General features: G+C 63.3%; 17 protein-coding genes. 8 read left to right on the top strand and 9 right to left on the bottom strand.

Annotation, left to right across the window (positions count from 1 at the left end; translation table 11 throughout):
- Positions 1-11: 11 nt before the first annotated feature.
- The 3 genes from BLS41_RS23890 (at position 12) to BLS41_RS23880 (ending at position 1,216) form a co-directional block, all read left to right on the top strand.
- The gene (locus BLS41_RS23890; RefSeq protein WP_074769301.1) at positions 12-656 is read left to right on the top strand and encodes a helix-turn-helix transcriptional regulator; all 645 of its coding nucleotides are present in this window, start codon (positions 12-14) and stop codon (positions 654-656) included.
- A gap of 53 nt (positions 657-709) precedes the next feature.
- Positions 710-901 carry a DUF1653 domain-containing protein gene (locus BLS41_RS23885; RefSeq protein ID WP_074769299.1) on the top strand — a complete coding sequence of 64 codons (192 nt, stop codon included), beginning with the start codon at positions 710-712 and terminating at the stop codon, positions 899-901.
- A 120-nt stretch (positions 902-1,021) separates the two neighbouring features.
- On the top strand, positions 1,022-1,216 hold the full coding sequence (locus BLS41_RS23880) for a YqaE/Pmp3 family membrane protein (protein WP_074769297.1): 195 nt from the start codon (positions 1,022-1,024) through the stop codon (positions 1,214-1,216).
- Positions 1,217-1,292: 76 nt separating this feature from the next.
- Here the strand turns inward: BLS41_RS23880 and BLS41_RS23875 are convergent, their stop codons facing one another.
- Positions 1,293-1,604: a 2Fe-2S iron-sulfur cluster-binding protein gene (locus BLS41_RS23875; protein WP_074769295.1), complete on the bottom strand. Its 312-nt coding sequence runs from the start codon at positions 1,602-1,604 to the stop codon at positions 1,293-1,295.
- A gap of 309 nt (positions 1,605-1,913) precedes the next feature.
- A complete protein-coding gene (locus tag BLS41_RS23870) occupies positions 1,914-3,914 on the bottom strand; it encodes a sigma-54-dependent Fis family transcriptional regulator (protein WP_074769293.1) in 2,001 nt (666 codons plus the stop codon).
- 402 nt (positions 3,915-4,316) lie between these two features.
- Between BLS41_RS23870 and BLS41_RS23865 the strand changes: the two genes are divergently transcribed.
- Complete coding sequence (locus tag BLS41_RS23865; protein WP_074287282.1) at positions 4,317-4,607, top strand: DUF1488 family protein; 291 nt, start codon at positions 4,317-4,319, stop codon at positions 4,605-4,607.
- 263 nt (positions 4,608-4,870) lie between these two features.
- Here the strand turns inward: BLS41_RS23865 and BLS41_RS23860 are convergent, their stop codons facing one another.
- The 7 genes from BLS41_RS23860 to BLS41_RS23830 all read right to left on the bottom strand — a co-directional run bounded on the left by BLS41_RS23860 (position 4,871) and on the right by BLS41_RS23830 (position 12,169).
- The gene (locus BLS41_RS23860) at positions 4,871-5,401 is read right to left on the bottom strand and encodes a cytochrome b (protein ID WP_074769291.1); all 531 of its coding nucleotides are present in this window, start codon (positions 5,399-5,401) and stop codon (positions 4,871-4,873) included.
- 142 nt (positions 5,402-5,543) lie between these two features.
- Entirely contained in the window at positions 5,544-6,845 is a 1,302-nt protein-coding gene (locus BLS41_RS23855; RefSeq protein ID WP_074769289.1) for an NCS2 family permease, read from the bottom strand.
- Positions 6,846-7,112: 267 nt separating this feature from the next.
- Positions 7,113-7,610 carry a YaiI/YqxD family protein gene (locus BLS41_RS23850; protein WP_074769287.1) on the bottom strand — a complete coding sequence of 166 codons (498 nt, stop codon included), beginning with the start codon at positions 7,608-7,610 and terminating at the stop codon, positions 7,113-7,115.
- Between the two features lie 495 nt (positions 7,611-8,105).
- Positions 8,106-8,366 (bottom strand): DUF4148 domain-containing protein, encoded by a 261-nt coding sequence (locus tag BLS41_RS23845; protein ID WP_074769285.1) that lies wholly within the window; start codon positions 8,364-8,366, stop codon positions 8,106-8,108.
- A gap of 127 nt (positions 8,367-8,493) precedes the next feature.
- Positions 8,494-9,267, bottom strand: coding sequence for a slipin family protein (locus BLS41_RS23840; RefSeq protein ID WP_074769283.1), 774 nt, complete (start codon positions 9,265-9,267; stop codon positions 8,494-8,496).
- Positions 9,264-10,988, bottom strand: coding sequence for an NfeD family protein (locus BLS41_RS23835; protein WP_083380066.1), 1,725 nt, complete (start codon positions 10,986-10,988; stop codon positions 9,264-9,266). The genes BLS41_RS23840 and BLS41_RS23835 overlap by 4 nt, the downstream gene beginning before the upstream one ends.
- 80 nt (positions 10,989-11,068) lie before the next feature.
- Positions 11,069-12,169: an AraC family transcriptional regulator gene (locus BLS41_RS23830; protein ID WP_083380065.1), complete on the bottom strand. Its 1,101-nt coding sequence runs from the start codon at positions 12,167-12,169 to the stop codon at positions 11,069-11,071.
- 284 nt (positions 12,170-12,453) lie between these two features.
- On the opposite strand from BLS41_RS23830, the gene BLS41_RS23825 reads away from it, so the two are divergent.
- From BLS41_RS23825 to mmsB, 4 genes are all read left to right on the top strand, one after another.
- Positions 12,454-13,587 carry an acyl-CoA dehydrogenase family protein gene (locus tag BLS41_RS23825; RefSeq protein WP_074769281.1) on the top strand — a complete coding sequence of 378 codons (1,134 nt, stop codon included), beginning with the start codon at positions 12,454-12,456 and terminating at the stop codon, positions 13,585-13,587.
- A gap of 283 nt (positions 13,588-13,870) precedes the next feature.
- On the top strand, positions 13,871-15,562 hold the full coding sequence (locus tag BLS41_RS23820; protein ID WP_074769279.1) for an AMP-binding protein: 1,692 nt from the start codon (positions 13,871-13,873) through the stop codon (positions 15,560-15,562).
- Positions 15,563-15,616: 54 nt separating this feature from the next.
- Positions 15,617-17,167 (top strand): CoA-acylating methylmalonate-semialdehyde dehydrogenase, encoded by a 1,551-nt coding sequence (locus BLS41_RS23815; protein WP_074769277.1) that lies wholly within the window; start codon positions 15,617-15,619, stop codon positions 17,165-17,167.
- 38 nt (positions 17,168-17,205) lie between these two features.
- On the top strand, positions 17,206-18,117 hold the full coding sequence (gene mmsB / locus BLS41_RS23810; RefSeq protein ID WP_074769275.1) for a 3-hydroxyisobutyrate dehydrogenase: 912 nt from the start codon (positions 17,206-17,208) through the stop codon (positions 18,115-18,117).
- Positions 18,118-18,137 lie beyond the last annotated feature (20 nt).

The following is an 18,137-nucleotide window of genomic DNA, read 5'->3' as shown; positions in this document are numbered from 1 at the left end:
TCGATTTTTTCATGCGCAAGACCAACGTGCCTCCTGTCCAAGACCTGCTGCTGGAGCGCTATGCTCCGATCGCCGACGGCATCGCCGCGCTCTTCTACCCGTGCGCCGAAGTGGTGATTCACGACTTGCGCACCCAGACCGTCGCCTATCTGGTCAACAATCTGTCGAGGCTGGAAGTGGGCGCTCCATCGGTGCTCGACGACGTGCTGTTCGCCGCGCGCGGCCGCACCATCGGACCGTACGAAAAGCTCAACTGGGACGGCCGCCGCATGCGCTGCGTGAGCAATATCCTGTTCGACGACACCGGCAAGCCGGCCGGCATGCTGTGCATCAACTTCAATATCGCGGTGTTCGAAGACGTGCGCTCCACGCTCGATCTGTTCATCAAGGGCGGCACGCTGACGGACGCACCCGCCGAAGACCTGTTCCGCGACGACTGGCAGGACCGCATCAACACCTATCTGCACAACTGGCTGCGCGAGCGGCAGATCGGCATCAATGCGCTCACGCGCGAACACAAACGCGAAATCGTCGAGGCGCTGCATGCGCAAGGCGCGTTTCGCGGACGCAGTTCCGCCAACTACGTGGCCGCCGTGCTGACGATGGGCCGCGCCACCGTCTACAAAATTCTCAAGCAGATGAAAGAGGCGGGGTGAGGCCGGCTTTCGCACGGAACCACTGCAATTTCAACCATTCAGGGGAATCAGAAATGGTGCAATACCGGCACTACAAAGGCGGCATTTACGAGCACGTTTGCGAGGCCACGCTCGAGTCCGATCCGACGATCACGATGATCGTCTACAAAGCGAGCAATGGTACGATCTGGACGCGTCCCGCTTCGGTATTTTTCGAGTTGATCGACAAGGACGGAGTCAAGGTGCCGCGCTTCGAACCGATTTAACCCGGCGCGCGCGTTTGCATTAACGGGCACGTGCGATGACCGTCGCGAACATGCGTAAAACGTCATTGCCATCGCCCTTTACGACCGCACGCTGTCACGCTTATGAACAGGACAATCTGAATGCGTTTATTGCTTGCCATCATCTTGCCGTGGTTCCAGTTTTTCACGATCGGCCGTCCGTTCGCAGGCATCATCTGCCTGATTTTGCAGATCACGCTGATCGGCTGGATTCCGGCTGCCATCTGGTCGGTGTATGCATTGAGCCAGTACACCACCGACAAGAAAATCGCCCGCGTAATGGGCGGCGGCCGCTAACGCCGACAGCCATGCTCGCGCTATTCAAAGCGCGAGCAATGCAACCGGTTCTGCATGGCGGCGCTCACCACAAGTTTCATTTCGACGACGATAAATCGACGGTATCCGGCGCTTCTATCACCAGGTCAGTTTCGGCTATTGCCACGCACGGCAGGATATAGCCTTCCATTTTTTCTTCACGGCTAAGGCCGGGCCACTCGATCGTGTAGCGCACGCGTCCCTCTGTCATTTTGCAAAGGCAGGTTCGGCAGGTACCGTTACGGCACGAGCGCGGCAGACGCAGATTCGCGAATCCGGCGGCTTCCAGAATGGTCAGCGAATCGGGCGCTTCGAAGCTCTGGCCGAGCGGCTCGACGCGAACCAGAGGCGGGCGGGTAGGGTCGGACATCGTGTGACGTGAGTGGCTGCGTGCGCGACACTTTACACGCTATAGGCAGTCCCGTTCCGGGCGGTTCTGCGCGATGGAGTCTTGGAGTTTGATACGTCGGACTGTATCCGCGATGGCGCACCCGGCGTACGCAAATCTTTGCGTTGTCTCGCCGTGATGGCTGCAATGCCACGCGCGGTGTGCCGCGGGATATTTGTACCGCGCGTCGCCACGCCGCTTCGCACGAAACTCGCGGAACGAGCCGTCGATCCCACAACGCGCTCAGCGCGAAGCCATGCAAGAAGCCGTCACTTTCTCACGCGACAACCTTCAGTGCGCGGCCTCACTGCGTCGCAAATACCTGTACACCGTGTTGCGCGCCAGCCCCAACTCGCGCGCTGCCGCCGATACATTGCCATCAAACCGCGCAAGCGTCTGCGCGATCAACGTGGTTTGCCAGTCCTCCATTCGGCCCGGTGCGTGTTGCTGCGCAGACGCGGCACCGTCTCGATTGCAGGCGTCATTGTTGTTTGAAGATGCAGCGGTGGCCGGATTTGCGCTCTGATCGACACCCACACAATCCTGCAGGAAGTCTTCCGGCAAATCCTCGACCTCGATCTGCGCGGCGCCTTCGGCCATGATGCTCGCGGTGCGCAGCACGTTTGCCAGCTGCCGCAGATTGCCCGGCCACCGGCATTGCGCAAATCGCGCCAGCACCTCGGCGGACACCTGCGTCGGCAAGCGCTCGCCTTCGGCTTGTGCGGCCAGCATCCGCGTGACGAGTGCGGCAAGGTCGGTACGCTCGCGCAACGGCGGCAAGGTGACGACGAGTCCGTTGATCCGGTAATACAGGTCTTCGCGGAAGGTGCCCGCTTCGATCATCTCGCGCAGATTGCGGTGGGTCGCGCAAATAACGCGCAGGTCGACGGGAATCGCGCGGGTGCCGCCGAGCGGCACGACGGTGCGCTCCTGCAGCACGCGCATCAGGCGCACCTGCTGGGCCAGCGGCATATCGCCGATTTCATCGAGGAACAGCGTGCCGCCATCGGCCTGCACGATCTTGCCGACGCTGCCGCGTTTCTTGGCGCCGGTGAACGCACCGTCTTCGTAACCGAACAATTCCGCTTCGATCAGCGTCTCGGGCAACGACGCGCAATTCAGCGCGACGAACGGCGCGGAGCGTCGCGGCGAATCGTGATGGATCGCGCGCGCTAGCCACTCCTTGCCGGTGCCGGTTTTGCCGAGCACCAGCATCGGGATATCGCGGCCGCGCAGTTTGGCGACACGTCGCAGGATCGTGGCAACCTGGGCGTCGCCGGTATCGAGTGTTTCCAGCGTGGCGGGTGGCGCGGAGGGCGTCGTGTCGGCGGATCGCGCTGCCGGACGCAAGCTGGCACCAGCACTTACCGGACGCACCGCGACGCCGGCCAGGTCTTCCCCCGGTGCGACATATCGCGGCGCGGCATATTCGCCGCGCGCCACCACACGCACGCCGCTAGGCAGCGTCAGCGTGATGCTTTCGCCCGGTGCGCGCGTGATCTGCTGCAGGAGCCGGGCGAAGGCGATGCCGAACAGCGCGTCGAACGGCTGCCTTTGCAATTGCGCGAGCGGTTGCCCGAATTGAAACAGCGCACTGCGATTCGCGGACAGAAACGTGCCGTCGGGCGCAAACGCCGCTAGCCCTTCGAACAGCGTGCCGATGAACTCCGCGCGAGCATGAAAGTGCACGCGGATCGCATCGGCGAATTGATTGGAGAACAGATGATTTTCGATCATCTGCGCCGACATTCTGACCAGCGCGAGCGTGTGCTTGTGAAACCCACGCGTGTCGCCGCTCACGTCGAGTGCGCCGATGGTGCGCCCGAACGGGTCCGCGATCGGCGCGCACGAGCAGGTGAGAATGCGGTTCGCGTGCAGGAAGTGCTCGTCGGCGTGTACGACGGTTGGCTGCCCGTCGACCAGCGCCGTACCGATTGCGTTGGTGCCGCGATCCGCTTCGGCCCACGACACGCCCGGACACAGAGCGACGCGGTTCGCCTTCTCGACGAAATCGCTGTCGCCGAGACTGTGCAGGATGACACCGTGGCTGTCGGTGAGCAGCACCATGCTTTGCGTATCGACGATCTGCGCGTGCAGCGTCTCCATGACGGGCAACGCGTGGATATACAGCGACTGATTGCGCTCCACCAGCTCGCGCAGCGCGACACGCCGCAGCGGATGGAAGTCCGGCGTTTCCGACGCACGCAGGCCGATTTCGAGCGAGCGCGCGTGAGCTTGCGTGATGACATCAGGCCGACCGATGCTGGCCGGCGAGGCAGGACGATGAGTCAAGACATGTCTCCGTAGATCGGACGCGCGACGGATACGTTGCCCGTCGTTCGATGCCGCAGCGCAACATGCACGCTCGCAGCCGAATACCGATATTACAGGACGAATCGCGCTGTGCGCGGCAGGGAAAAGACGGAGGCGGCGCGCATAGCGCACCTGAAAAAAGCGCGCACAGCACCAAAATCAGGCAGACAAAAAGGAAAACTTGCGCCTCGCCCGAACTCGTCTACAGTGAATCAATTCACCTCCGCAGGGCGCGAATCGTAGCGCCGATGCGCTCAGGTGACGAGCCCGCGCCGGCAAGCATTGGACCAGGGAGGAGAAAACGGCAGGCGCGATCAGATGCAACCGGCGCGCATTTCCATGCGACATCATGCGCGGCAGCCAACTTCCAGGTGAATTCCCATGCAGATCCTTTTCCCCAATGAAACTCCTGAATATTCAGGGCGCGAACTCACCTTGGCGTTCCCCGCGATGGTCGATGGGCAGAGGGTGGAGTGCATGATCACGGCGGAGGCGCTCGAAGATCATTTCGGCGCGGCATCGCCGAGACTGGAAGACATGGTCGATGCGTTCGACGCGCATCGTGCGCGGATCGAAGCCGCCACGCGCCGTTTGCTGTCGGAAACGCGGGCGCAATGTCTGGTGCTCAGGAGCGGTTACGTGCGCTTTTACGAGGCGAACTGGCGCAATTGACACGTTTGTTCTTCACGTCGTCGAGGGCGTAGTCGGGCATGTAACGCCACGCCAACAACCAGCCCGCGCAAACCGGAACAGGGTGATGAAAACCCGGGCGCGGCGTCGGCAAGTCGATATCTGCAAAGCAGATTGACGGCGCTCGTTGCGCAGCGTGTCAATGAACGCGTGCGTGCATGTGTCTATGTGGCTTGCACCCGGTGTGTAGAAAAGCCCCTGTTTTCAGGCACTTTCTGCTGCGCGCAGCAAACCCTTGCGTCAACTCAGATCATCCGCCTCAGCGTCCTGTCCTTGAAGATCACGTGATGCGCGATGGCCGCCAGCGCGTGCAAGCCGATCACCCAATAAAACGCATTGCCGAGCCACTCGTGCGCGTCCTTCAGCAAGGGCCGCGCAATCGAATCCGCGCCCACCAGCGTAAAGCTGATATTGGTCCACGCGAGCGACACTGGGCGTCCGCCTGCATTGACCATCAGGATGCCGAGCAGCGGCTGCACGAAGATAAACAGGTAGAGCAGAAGATGCGCGGCGCGCGCGAGAAACGTCAGGAAGCGATTGCCTTCGAGTTCGGCGGGGGCGTCGGCCCACAGTCGCCATAGCACGCGAAGAACAGAGAGCGCCAGCACGAGCGTGCCTGCCCAGAAATGGATGCCGGTCCAGAAGGCCCGGCTGTCGGAGCCTCGCGGTCCGCGTATTTCGATCGCCAGATACGCCAGCGCGACCAGCAGAAAAATGATCCAGTGAAAGAAAATCGCGGGGGTGGTGTAGCGATCCGTGGAGAGGCTTCTGGACATGCGGGGGCTCCTGTGACAGAGGTCAACCGATTGTTCTTTGCCTTCCTGCCGGTCACCGGATGCTGAACGGTGACCGACCGGAATTGGCCAACACCTTACACCACCGTCCGCACGCTGTGACCGGCCCGCGATTTTCTATCGCTTATTCACTGCCGAGATAGAAGTAACGGAACAGGAAGATCGCCGCGATGATCCACACGACGAGTTTCACCTTGCGTGCCTGGCCAGTCAGCAGCTTCAAACCCGCGTACGAGATGAAGCCGAACGCGACGCCATTGGCGATCGAATAGGTGAACGGCATCAGCAGCGCGGTCAGAGCGGCCGGCACGACTTCGGTGGCGTCGTCCCACGGCAGGTCGAGCATTTCGCGCAGCATCAGGCACGACACATACAGCAGCGCGGGTGCGGTCGCATAGCCCGGCACCACGCCGGCCAGCGGCGCGAAGAACAGTGCTGCCAGAAACAGCACGGCCACGGTGATCGCCGTGACGCCGGTGCGTCCGCCCGCCTGCACACCCGACGCGCTTTCGATGTACGCGGTAGTCGACGACGTGCCCAGCATCGAACCGGCGAGGATCGCGGTGCTGTCGGCGAGCAGCGCGCGATTCAGCCGATGCATCTTGCCTTCGACCAGCAAGCCCGCGCGATTGGCGACGCCCATCAGCGTGCCGGTGGCGTCGAACAGTTCGACGAGGAAGAAAATCAGGATCACGTTCAGCACGCCGGTGGACAGCGCGCCGCGAATGTCGAGCTGGAACAGCGTCGGCGAAATCGACGGCGGTGCGGAAACGATGCCGTGGAACTGGTTGCCGCCGAAGAAAAAGCTCAGCACGGTCACGCCGACAATGCCGATCAGGATCGCGCCGCGAACCCGCAGATAGTCGAGCGTGACGATCGTGAAGAAGCCGATGATCGCGAGGATCACGTGCGGGTCGTGCAGATTGCCAAGCGTGACGAGCGTGGCCGGGTTGCCGACCACGACGCCTGCGGTCTTCAGCGAAATGATCGCGAGGAACAGGCCGATACCGCCGGTAATCGCGATCCGTATCGAATGCGGAATGCCTTTGACGATTACCTCGCGCACACGGAACAGCGTGACGATCAGGAACAGACAGCCCGAAATGAACACCGCGCCGAGCGCGGCCTGCCACGTGAAGCCCATGCCTTTGACGACCGTGTACGCGAAATACGCGTTCAGGCCCATGCCGGGCGCGAGCGCGATCGGGTAGTTCGCATAGAAACCCATGATCAGCGACGCCAGCGCGGCCACCAGGCAGGTCGCGACGAACACCGAGTCTTTCGGCATGCCGGCATCGCCGAGAATCGCGGGATTGACGAAGATGATGTAAGCCATCGTCAGGAAAGTGGTCACGCCCGCGAGCACTTCCGTGCGCAGGTTGGTGCCGGCGGCGTCGAAGCCGAAGTAGCGTTTTATCGAGTCCATGGGACGGGTCTCTCGTTGTTCAGAAAGCGTTTGTTGTGGTTGAGGCGGGCAAAATCGTAGCGAACCGTTGGCGGCGCGGCGTTGGGCGGCCGTTCGCGTTCGGTGCCGGGTAAAGCTATCACTGCGGCATCACTGCGGCATCACTGCGGCATCACTGCGGATTACCGCCGATAACTGCAACGGCCGCAGCCGCAGGGTTACGGCGGGATTGTAATCACGATTGACGCCCCAGGCCCGCATTACATCGCTGGACCGGCGCGTAAAAGCTTAAGAATCCGGTGCCTGGTCGGGCGAGTGTGGCGTCGGCGCATCAGCGGGCGGCGGCTGTCGTGCGAGCCAGCGGTCCAGTTCGCCTGCGAAAGTTTTGCTGTCGCGAGCGCTGAAAGCGGCCGGGCCGCCCGTGTCGACGCCGCTGCCGCGCAACTGGTCGAGCATCGCACGCATGCGCAGCCGTTCCTCGATCGTGCCCGGCGTGTACCAGTTGCCGCGCGGATCGAGCGCCTGTGCATTCTTCGCGAGGACCGCAGCGGCGAGTGGGATGTCGGCGGTAATCACGAGATCACCCGGCAGCACGCGCTCGGCGATCAGGTTGTCGGCGGCGTCGAAACCGGCGGGCACCTGGATCGCGCGGATCAGCGGCGACGGCGGCACGCGCAAAAACGAATTGGCGACCAGCGTCAACGGCATGTCGGTACGGCGCGCGGCGCGATACAGCATGTCCTTGATCACGACCGGACAGGCGTCGGCATCAACCCAGATTGGCATGGTGTGGAGTCCGGCTGCGGGATGGAGAGAATGGAGGGGCGAGATGATACCTTGCCCGCGCGGCGGCGGTTGTTGCAAGGGGATTGCGTGGAGGAGTGGAGATGCGCATGCGGGCCCGATAGGTATGCGGGACCAATTGCGTCTGCGATTCGTGCGGTCTTGGGCGGTCGGTATGCGGGCAATTGGGGCGGGAGGCAGACGGGCGACCAGCGGCGGACGCACGGCGACAAGCGGCGGACGCACGGCAACAAGCTGCGGGCGCACGGTAACAAGCGGCATGCGCACGGACAACAAGCGGTAGGCGTGTGGGCAACAAGTGGCAGGCGCACGGCAACACGCGCCAGCGCGCGCAACAATCGGCACGCTCACGGCAACACGCGGCAACAAACAAGCACTCACACAATCAACGAGCGGCACCCATGCGCGCAGTAACCGTTCAGCATGTGTGCATCCACCACCAACCGTTCAGCAGGCCGCCAGCCGCCACCCAGCTCACTACTGCGTCATCATCGCGCCGCCCTGCTGCGCGCGCCTCGCCGCAACAATTCGGCCCGCGCGCTGCGCATTTTGCGGATAGTCGATCCAGTCCAGCGGATCGTAACCAGCCGCGCGCCACTCGATCAGATCCGCCCGCACCTGCGCGCGCGTTTTCGGCGCCGATGGATCGGACGACTGCGCCGTGGTCTGCGCCAATGCGCTGCCGATGCTCACGGCGACGAGCAACGCGCCGAGTCCAACTCGAGAAACGATCTTCATGACAGGCTCCTTTGGAGCGGTTAAAGCGCCCCTTTTATTGTAGTTTTGGGCGATATCGCGAGTAAGGCGAGGTAAGGCAATGCACCATTTCATCCGCTGATCCAAACGTCCTGGCGACGCCTGCGATTCACGGACCCGACGGCTTGCTGAAACGGTCCAGCACCGCGCTCAGCAGATCGATCGGCAGCGGGAAAACGATTGTCGAGTTCTTGTCGGCGGCGATCGTCGTGAGGGTTTGCAGATAGCGCAACTGCATCGCCTGCGGCTGCCGCGCGAGCGTCTGCGCCGCCTCCAGCAGATGCTGCGACGCCTGCAGTTCGCCTTCCGCGTGAATCACCTTCGCGCGCCGCTCGCGCTCGGCCTCGGCCTGACGGGCAATCGCGCGGATCATCGTTTCGTTGATATCCACGTGCTTGATTTCGACAATCGATACCTTGATCCCCCACGCGTCCGTCTGCGCGTCGAGCACTTTCTGGATATCCGCGTTGAGTTGCTCGCGCTCCGCCAGCAATTCGTCGAGTTCGTGCTTGCCGAGCACGGCGCGCAGCGTGGTCTGCGAAAGCTGACTGGTCGCTTCGAAATAACGGGCGACCTGAATCACCGCTTTCTCCGGATCGACCACCCGGAAATACACCACCGCGTTAACCTTCACCGACACGTTGTCGCGCGTGATCACGTCCTGCGGCGGCACATCGAACACGACCGTGCGCAGATCCATCCGCACCGATTGCTGGACGATCGGAATGATCAGCACGAGGCCCGGCCCCTTGACCTTCCAGAAGCGCCCGAGCATGAACACGACGCCGCGTTCGTACTCGCGAAAAATCTTGATCGACGACGCAATCAGAGCGGCTGCCAGCAGAATCAGGATGCTGGTGAAGCCGAAAGTGAAACCGATCATGAGGGTTCTCCTTGTTGTGTCTGTCCGGGCGCGGTGCCTGGAGCGGCCGGAACACCGGGAACACCCGCGCCCGCTGCGCGCGATGCAGTCGATGCGCCCGATGCAGCCATGGCCGTCGTCATCGGCACCGCCGCCGTCGCCGCCGTCGCCACAGTCGCGACCGGCACCACGCTCAACGTGAGTCCGTGCCGCGCGGTCACGCGCACCGGTTGATCCGCTGCGAGCGGCGTTGTGCTGGACACCCGCCAGCGCTCCCCGTGCACGCGCGCCCAGCCAGCCGGTGCGTGACCGGGTTGTTCCGATTGCAAGCCGTCGTCGAGCACCACACCGACGCTGCCAATCAGCGCCTCCGAACCTGTCACCACAGGCCGCCGACGCGCGCGCAACGCGAGTCTCGACACGCCCAGCACGAACACCAGGCTGAAGACGACGACCGCGGCGATCATCGGCAGGGGGATGCCATAGCCGGGCACGTCGGTATCCATCAGCATCATCGCGCCGATCACGAACGCGACCACGCCGCCGAAGCCGAGCGAGCCGAAAGTCGGCAAAAACGCCTCGCCGATCAGAAACGCGATGCCGAGAAAGATCAGACCGAGCCCGACGTAATTGACCGGCAGCATCTGCATCGCAAAGAGCCCGAGCAGCAGGCTGATCGCACCGACCACGCCGGGCAGCACGAAGCCCGGATTGGCGAACTCGAAGAACAGGCCGTACATGCCGATCATCAGCAGGACGAGTGCAACGTTGGGATCGGTGATGACCGCGAGGAAGCGGCTGCGCCAGTCGGCCTCGACGATCACGAGCGGCGCGTGCGCGGTGTGCAGCGTGACGTTGCCGCCCGCGACTGCGACCGTGCGGCCGTCCATCTGACGCAGCAGATCGGGGGCGTCGCGCGCGATCAGATCGACGACGTGCTGCGCGAGCGCGTCCTGCGCCGACAGACTCACGGCTTCGCGGACCGCGCGTTCGCCCCAGTCGGCGTTGCGCCCGCGCATCTGCGCGAGCCCGCGAATGTAGGCGGCGGCGTCGTGAACCTGCTTGCGTAGTTCGGTCGATTGGGTGTCGAGCGGAAGCGCGGCCGAAGACGGCGACGGATTTGACGCGGCCGCAGCCGTAGCGGAAGAGGAGGCGATCCCGGCTGCGCCGGACGCACCATCGTCACCCGTCAACCCCGGTTTTCCCGCCGACGGCAACCCCGGCATTCCACCGCCGGGAGGCTCGGCTCCGCCCATTCCCATCTGGATCGGCGTGGCCGCGCCGAGATTCGTGCCCGGCGCCATCGCCGCGATATGGCTCGCGTAGACGATGTAAGTCCCGGCGCTCGCCGCGCGCGCTCCGCTCGGCGCAATGAAGGTGGCGACCGGAACCGGCGAACCGAGTATCGCCTTGATGATCTGCCGCATCGACGTGTCCAGCCCGCCGGGCGTATCGAGTTGCAGAATTGCCAGTTGCGCATGCTGGTCGGCGGCGCGCTGCAGGCTGCGAACGATGAAATCGGCGCTGCCCGGGCCGATTGCGCCATTCACCGGAACGACCACCACGCTATCCGGTGCAATCGCCGCCCGCAGCGGGGCGGAGGATTCGCACGATGCGAACACGAACGCCAACAGGACGCCAAGCGCGGTCAAACCGCGCATCAACCGGCCCGCGAGACCGCCACGGATAAGCGGATGACGCGAACCAGACTGCCGGAACGGGAGACGCGGAGTCGTGCTCATCGCTGACGGCTGCCGCGCTGCATCGACGGTGATCGAACGGCGCGGGCCGATACCTCAGAAGAAGGCTGCTGGCCTGCTCCTTACAGCTTAGTCCGATTCGGCGCGGCGCGTGAGTCCCGGGTGCTTTGGCTCACCGGCCGATCCATTAGCGTGTGGGACGGCTCACGCGCAGGCCGGTAATCGCCCGGCCGCATCCCCGTCCATTTGCGAAACGCGCGATGAAACGCACTCGGCTCGGCAAATCCGACCGCGCTCGCGATGTCGGCAATCGTCCGCTCGCTGCGTTGCAGTTCACCGATCGCAATGTCGCGCCGAAAATCGTCCTTGATCGACTGATACGTATAGCCTTCCTGCTTCAGATGCCGCCGCAGCGTGGCTTCCGCCACATGCAGGCGCGCGGCCATCTGATCGGCGGCGGGCCACGCGGCCATCGGCGTCGAACGCAGCAGCTTGCGCACGCGTGCCGCCAGCGAATCCACGTTCCGATACTTGACGATGAAACTGCCGGGCGCGTCGCGCAGAAAGGCTCGCGCCGAACGCGTCGTCTGGATGACGGGCAGGTCGAGGAAATCAGGCGCCAGATCGACGTACGATTCGGGCTGATCGAATGTCATGTGATCGCAGAACATCAGCCGGTATTCGTGCGCGGCGGGCGGCGCGGCACAGCGAAAGCGCGCTTCGAGCAGCGGAATGCGCCGCCCGACCAGCCAGCACACCAACCCGTAGACGAGGATGAAGTAGGTTGCATACGCAAACATGGCCGGAGCCGGCGCGCCTTCGCGCTCGACGAAACGCAGCCGCACGCGCTGCGGATTCGCTGCGCCCTGCAAATCGATCTGCACGCTCAGATCGTCGAGAACCAGCCGCATGAAGCCGACCGCCCGCGACAGCGCTTTTGCGCCGTTACGCGCGCCGAGCGCCATCTGTGTCATCGCGACAAAACTGCCGCTTTTCATGCGATGCGAGTCCTGGCCGAAGAACTCGTCGTCCAGCGCGCGCGCAATGCCAACCCACAACGCGCCGTATTGCGCCGACGTAACCCGGCTTTTAGGCGACGCGAGCATCGGCGCGGCAATGCCGGCCGCCTCGGCCAGCGGACGCGCGTCGAAACCGCGTGCGCGCGCAAGCGCGAGGGTCTCCGCGACCAGGCTGACCGAAATAGTGCCCTTGTCGTTTTTCATCGATGGCTAGCCTGTCTTGCAAAAGCGCTCAGTGTTTTCCCTATTGCGATTCACCTAACCCTTGAAATCGCGCCTGTCAGCCTGCTTGAATGTTAGCAGTATGGCAAAAGCGCTCAGCGAGATTGATCGGGCTGAGCATCGAAGGCAGCGGACCGCTTCCTTACACTGGTTGTCGAACGAGCGCGGATGCGTCGACCCGATGCATCGCGAATCGTCACGAAAGAGCGCGCGACCCGCGACTCAAGCCTCGCACCGCAACACACGCACCGGACAGGACCGAGCCCATGGACAGCTTCTATACCGACGACCAGCGGATGATCCGCGACGCCGCTCGCGACTTCGCCACCGAACAGCTCGCGCCGAACGCGGCGCAATGGGACCGCGACGCGCAACTGCCCGCAAGCGTCGTCACGCAGATGGGCGAACTCGGTTTTCTCGGCATGATCGTGCCGGCCGAATGGGGCGGCTCCTACACCGACTACGTGGCCTACGCGCTCGCCATCGAGGAGATCGCCGCAGGCTGCGCGTCCTGCGCGACGCTCGTGAGCGTGCACAACTCGGTTGGCTGCGGCCCGATTCTCGCGTTCGGCAGAGACGAGCAGAAGGAACGCTATCTGCAGGATCTCGCCACCGGCCGCCTGATCGGCGCGTTCTGCCTGACCGAACCGCAGGCCGGTTCCGAAGCCAACAATCTGCGCACCCGCGCCGTGCTGCGGGACGGCATGTGGATTCTCAACGGCAGCAAGCAGTTCGTGACCAACGGCAGCCGCGCCGACATCGCGATCGTATTTGCCGTCACCGACCCGGATCTGGGCAAGCGCGGCTTGTCGGCGTTCATCGTGCCGACCGGTACGCCGGGCTTCAACGTCGGCAAGCCGGAGCACAAGCTTGGCATCCGCGCGTCCGACACCTGCCCGATTTCCCTCGAAGACTGCGCCGTGCCGCAAGCGAATCTGCTTGGCGAGCCGGGCGAGGGGTTGCGCATCGCGCTGTCGAATCTCGAAGGCGGGCGGATTGGCATTGCCGCGCAGGCGGTCGGCATCGCGCGCGCCGCGTTCGACGCCGCGCGCCGCTATGCGAGCGAGCGCGTCCAGTTCGGCCGCGCGCTGAAGGATCATCAGAGCATCGCCAACATGCTCGCCGACATGACCACGCGTTTGAATGCCGCGCGCCTGCTCGTGCATCACGCGGCGCGGCTGCGCACGGAGGGCTTGCCGTGCCTGTCGGAAGCGTCGCAGGCGAAACTGTTTGCATCCGAGATGGCCGAGGAAGTCTGTTCGAAAGCGATCCAGATTCACGGCGGCTATGGCTATCTCGAGGACTACGCGGTGGAGCGTCATTACCGCGATGCCCGCATCACGCAGATCTACGAAGGAACCAGCGAAGTGCAGCGGATGGTGATCGCGCGGAATGTCTAAGCGCGGTTCAAATGCTGTTTAAACGCGGATTGGACGGTGATTTCGGCGCAAAATAGATTGCTGGAAGCTTCGGGTTGCGGGCGCGCGAAGTGTGCGGTTCGGCAGGCAAAGCAGGGAAGCTAGACAGGGAAACTAAACAGGCACGAACCTGAAGCGCAGCACGCAAATGCAGCACTAAAACTCTGCACGTAAGCAGCAAACCAGCAGCACACCACGCAACACAAAGCAGCACCCAAAACGGCACATAAAAGCGGAGCTTATACCGCGCCATCAGGAGACGACGATGACTGCAGCGAAGGCCTTTTTCGACGCGCGCGATCTGCTGTTGCGCCATCGAACCGACTACGAGCGCGCGTACCGCGAATTCACGTGGCCGGCCCTGGGCGAGTTCAACTGGGCGCTCGATTATTTCGACGTGATCGCGCGCGATAACGACAATCCCGCGCTGTGGATCGTCGACGACCCCGCTGGCGACGGCTTGCGTCTTTCCTATGCGCAGATGTCGGAGCGCTCCGCGCGCATGGCGAATTTCCTGCGCGAAGCGGGCGTCGGGCGCGGCGACCGCTTGCTGCTGATGCTGCCGAACCGCGTCGAACTATGGGACGTGATGCTCGCCGCGATGAAACTCGGTGCGATCGTGCTGCCCGCCACCACCCAGCTTTCCGCCGACGACGTGCGCGACCGCGTGCAGATAGGCGGCGCGAAGTTCGCGGTGATCGACAGTGCGGAACTTACCAAATTCGATTCGCTCGATGTTCCCCTCACGCGCTTTTCGGTGGGCGCGCCGCGCGACGGCTGGATCGATCTGGCCGCGGCGTACCAGGCGTCGCCGCAATTCACGCCGGACGGCATCACGCGCGCCACCGATCCGATGCTGCTGTACTTCACGTCGGGCACCACGTCCAAACCCAAGCTGGTCGAGCATACGCATCAGAGCTATCCGGTCGGCCACCTGTCGACGATGTACTGGATCGGCCTCAAGCCAAACGACATTCACTGGAACATCAGTTCGCCCGGGTGGGCCAAGCACGCGTGGAGCTGCTTCTTCGCGCCGTGGAACGCGCAGGCCTGCGTGTTCGTGTACAACTTCGCGCGCTTCGTGCCGAAGGACACGCTGAACGCGCTGGTCCGTTTCAATGTGAGCACGCTGTGTGCGCCGCCTACCGTGTGGCGCATGCTGGTGCAGGAGCCGCTCGCCGACTATCCGGTCAGCCTGCGCGAGATTGTCGGCGCGGGCGAGCCGTTGAATCCCGAGATCATCGAGCGGGTGAAGCACGCGTGGGGCATCACGATTCGCGATGGCTTCGGCCAGACCGAGACCACCTGCCAGATCGGCAATTCGCCGGGTCAGCCGGTGGTGGCGGGGTCGATGGGACGCCCGTTGCCCGGCTACACGATCGAACTGCTCGACGCTGACGATCAGCCCGTCACCGAAGGCGAAATCGCGTTGCCGCTCGCAGCACGCCCGCTCGGTTTGATGACCGGCTACGCGAACATCGCCAATGCCACCGCGCAGGCCATGCGCAACGGTTTCTACCGCACGTCGGATGTCGCGCTGCGTCGCGACGACGGCTATTACGTGTACGTCGGCCGCGCGGACGACGTTTTTAAATCGTCCGATTACCGGCTCAGTCCGTTCGAACTCGAAAGCGTGCTGATCGAGCACGAGGCGATCGGCGAGGCAGCGGTGGTGCCGAGCGCCGACGCGATGCGTCTGTCGGTGCCCAAGGCGTTCGTCACCGTGCGGCAAGGCTACGAAGCCGGCCCCGAACTTGCGCGCGCGGTGTTCGCGTTTTCTCGCGAAAAGCTCGCACCGTACAAGCGGATTCGCCGCCTGCAATTCAGCGATCTGCCGAAAACCATCTCCGGGAAAATTCGCCGTGTTGAATTGCGACGCCGCGAAATGGAGCGCACAGCAGAACCCGCGCGCCTGCCCGATGAATACTGGGAAGAAGACTTCCCCGATCTGCGTTGATCTTTTCTTCATGACTGTCCGGCCGCCGCGCGGCCACTGCACAGGAGTTTCAGCATGAGCACCATTGCTTCGAACCAGGCCGGGCACGATGTTGCCGCCGGTGTTAACAACGCTGCCACCGTCAAGCTGCTGATCAACGGCGAGTTCGTCGAATCGAAAACCGCCGAATGGCGCGATATCGTGAACCCTGCGACGCAGCAGGTGCTGGCGCGCGTGCCGTTCGCGACCGTCGATGAAGTCGATGCGGCGATCCGCAGCGCGCACGCGGCGTTCAAAACGTGGAAGGACACACCGGTTGGCGCGCGCATGCGCATCATGCTGAAGTACCAGGCGTTGATCCGCGAACATATGCCGCGCATTGCAAAAACCTTGAGCGCGGAGCAGGGCAAGACGATTCCCGATGCCGAGGGCGATATTTTTCGCGGACTCGAAGTGGTCGAGCACGCCTGTTCGATCGGCACCTTGCAGCAGGGCGAATTCGCGGAGAACGTCGCGGGCGGCGTCGATACCTACACGCTGCGTCAGCCGCTTGGCGTCTGCGCGGGCATCACGCCGTTCAATTTCCCCGCGATGATCCCGCTGTGGATGTTCCCGATGGCGATTGTCTGCGGCAACACGTTCGTGTTGAAACCGTCGGAGCAGGACCCGATGTCGACGATGCAACTGGTCGAACTCGCGCTCGAAGCCGGTGTGCCGAAAGGCGTGTTGAACGTCGTGCACGGCGGCAAGGAAGTAGTCGACGCGTTGTGCTCGCACGAGCTGGTGAAAGCGATTTCGTTTGTCGGCTCGACGGCGGTCGGCACGCATGTATATCGCCTCGGCAGCGAACACGGCAAGCGCGTGCAATCGATGATGGGCGCGAAGAATCACGCCGTCGTATTGCCCGACGCGAATCGCGAGCAGACCTTGAATGCGCTTGCGGGGGCGGGCTTCGGCGCGGCCGGTCAACGGTGCATGGCAACCTCGGTGGTCGTGCTGGTGGGCGCGTCGCAAAAGTGGTTGCCCGATCTCGTCGCCAAAGCAAAGACGCTGAAGATCAACGCGGGTAGCGAGCCGAATACCGACATCGGCCCGGTCGTGTCGCGTGCGGCGAAGCAGCGCATTCTGGGCTTGATCGAAACAGGCGTGAAGGAAGGCGCGACGCTCGCGCTTGATGGCCGTGACGTGAAAGTGCCGGGTTATGAGCAAGGCAACTTCATCGGGCCGACCGTGTTCACCGACGTCACGACCGAGATGCAAATCTACCGTACGGAAATTTTCGGGCCGGTGCTGGTGGTGCTGAACGTCGCCACACTCGACGACGCCATCGCGCTCGTCAATCGCAATCCGTTCGGCAACGGCGTTGGTCTGTTCACGCAAAGCGGCGCGGCGGCCCGTAAATTCCAGAGCGAAATCGATATCGGCCAGGTGGGCATCAACATTCCGATTCCGGTGCCGGTGCCGTTTTTCAGCTTCACCGGTTCGCGCGGATCGAAGCTCGGCGACCTCGGCCCGTATGGCAAGCAGGTCGTCCAGTTCTACACGCAGACCAAGACCGTCACCGCCCGCTGGTTCGACGACGACACCGTCAACGACGGCGTCAACACGACAATCAGTCTGCGCTGAAGCCATCCGCGAGCTAGTCGAAAAACGGAGACGACATCATGAAAATAGGCTTTATCGGACTCGGCAACATGGGTGCGCCGATGGCGCACAACCTCCTCAAGGCGGGGCACACGGTCAACGTGTTCGACCTCAGTGCGCAAGCGGTTCAGGCGTTGGTCGATGCGGGTGCGCAAGCGGCTTCTTCGCCGAAAGCGGCCGTGACCGATGTCGAATACGTGATCACGATGCTGCCGGCAGCGGCCCACGTGCGCAGCGTATTGTCTTCGGACGAAGGTGTGCTGGCCGGCATCGCGAAGGGCGTGCCGATCATCGATTCCAGCACCATCGATCCCGCCAGCGTGAAGGCGTTCGCGGAACTCGCGGCGCAGCACGGCAACCCCTTCGTCGATGCGCCCGTGTCGGGCGGCACCGGCGGCGCGGCGGCGGGCACGCTGACGTTCATGGTCGGCGGCAGTGCGGGCGCGTATGAACAGGTCAAGCCGGTGTTGTCGGTGATGGGAAAAAACATCGTGCATTGCGGCGACACAGGAACAGGACAGGTCGCGAAAATCTGCAATAACCTCGTGCTCGGCATCACGATGGCGGGCGTGTCCGAAGCGATGGCGCTCGGCGAAGCGCTCGGTATCGACGTGAAAGTGCTGGGCGGAATCATCAATACGTCGACGGGGCGTTGCTGGAGTTCGGACACGTATAACCCAATGCCCGGCGTCATCGAAACCGCACCGTCGACACGCGGATACACCGGCGGATTCGGCACTGATCTGATGCTGAAAGACCTGGGCCTGGCCACTGACGCCGCGAAATCCGCGCGTCAACCGGTTTATCTCGGTGCGCTCGCACAACAGCTTTATCAGACGATGAGCACGAAAGGCGCGGGACGTCTGGACTTTTCGGCGGTGATCAAGCTGTATCGCCCGGACGAAAAAGACCGTAAGGATACTGGCGCATGATGTTCGAATACGAATATTCA

The sequence above is a fragment of the Paraburkholderia fungorum genome, from assembly GCF_900099835.1.
Taxonomy (GTDB): domain Bacteria; phylum Pseudomonadota; class Gammaproteobacteria; order Burkholderiales; family Burkholderiaceae; genus Paraburkholderia; species Paraburkholderia fungorum_A.
This window is presented reverse-complemented; position numbering and strand designations above follow the sequence as displayed.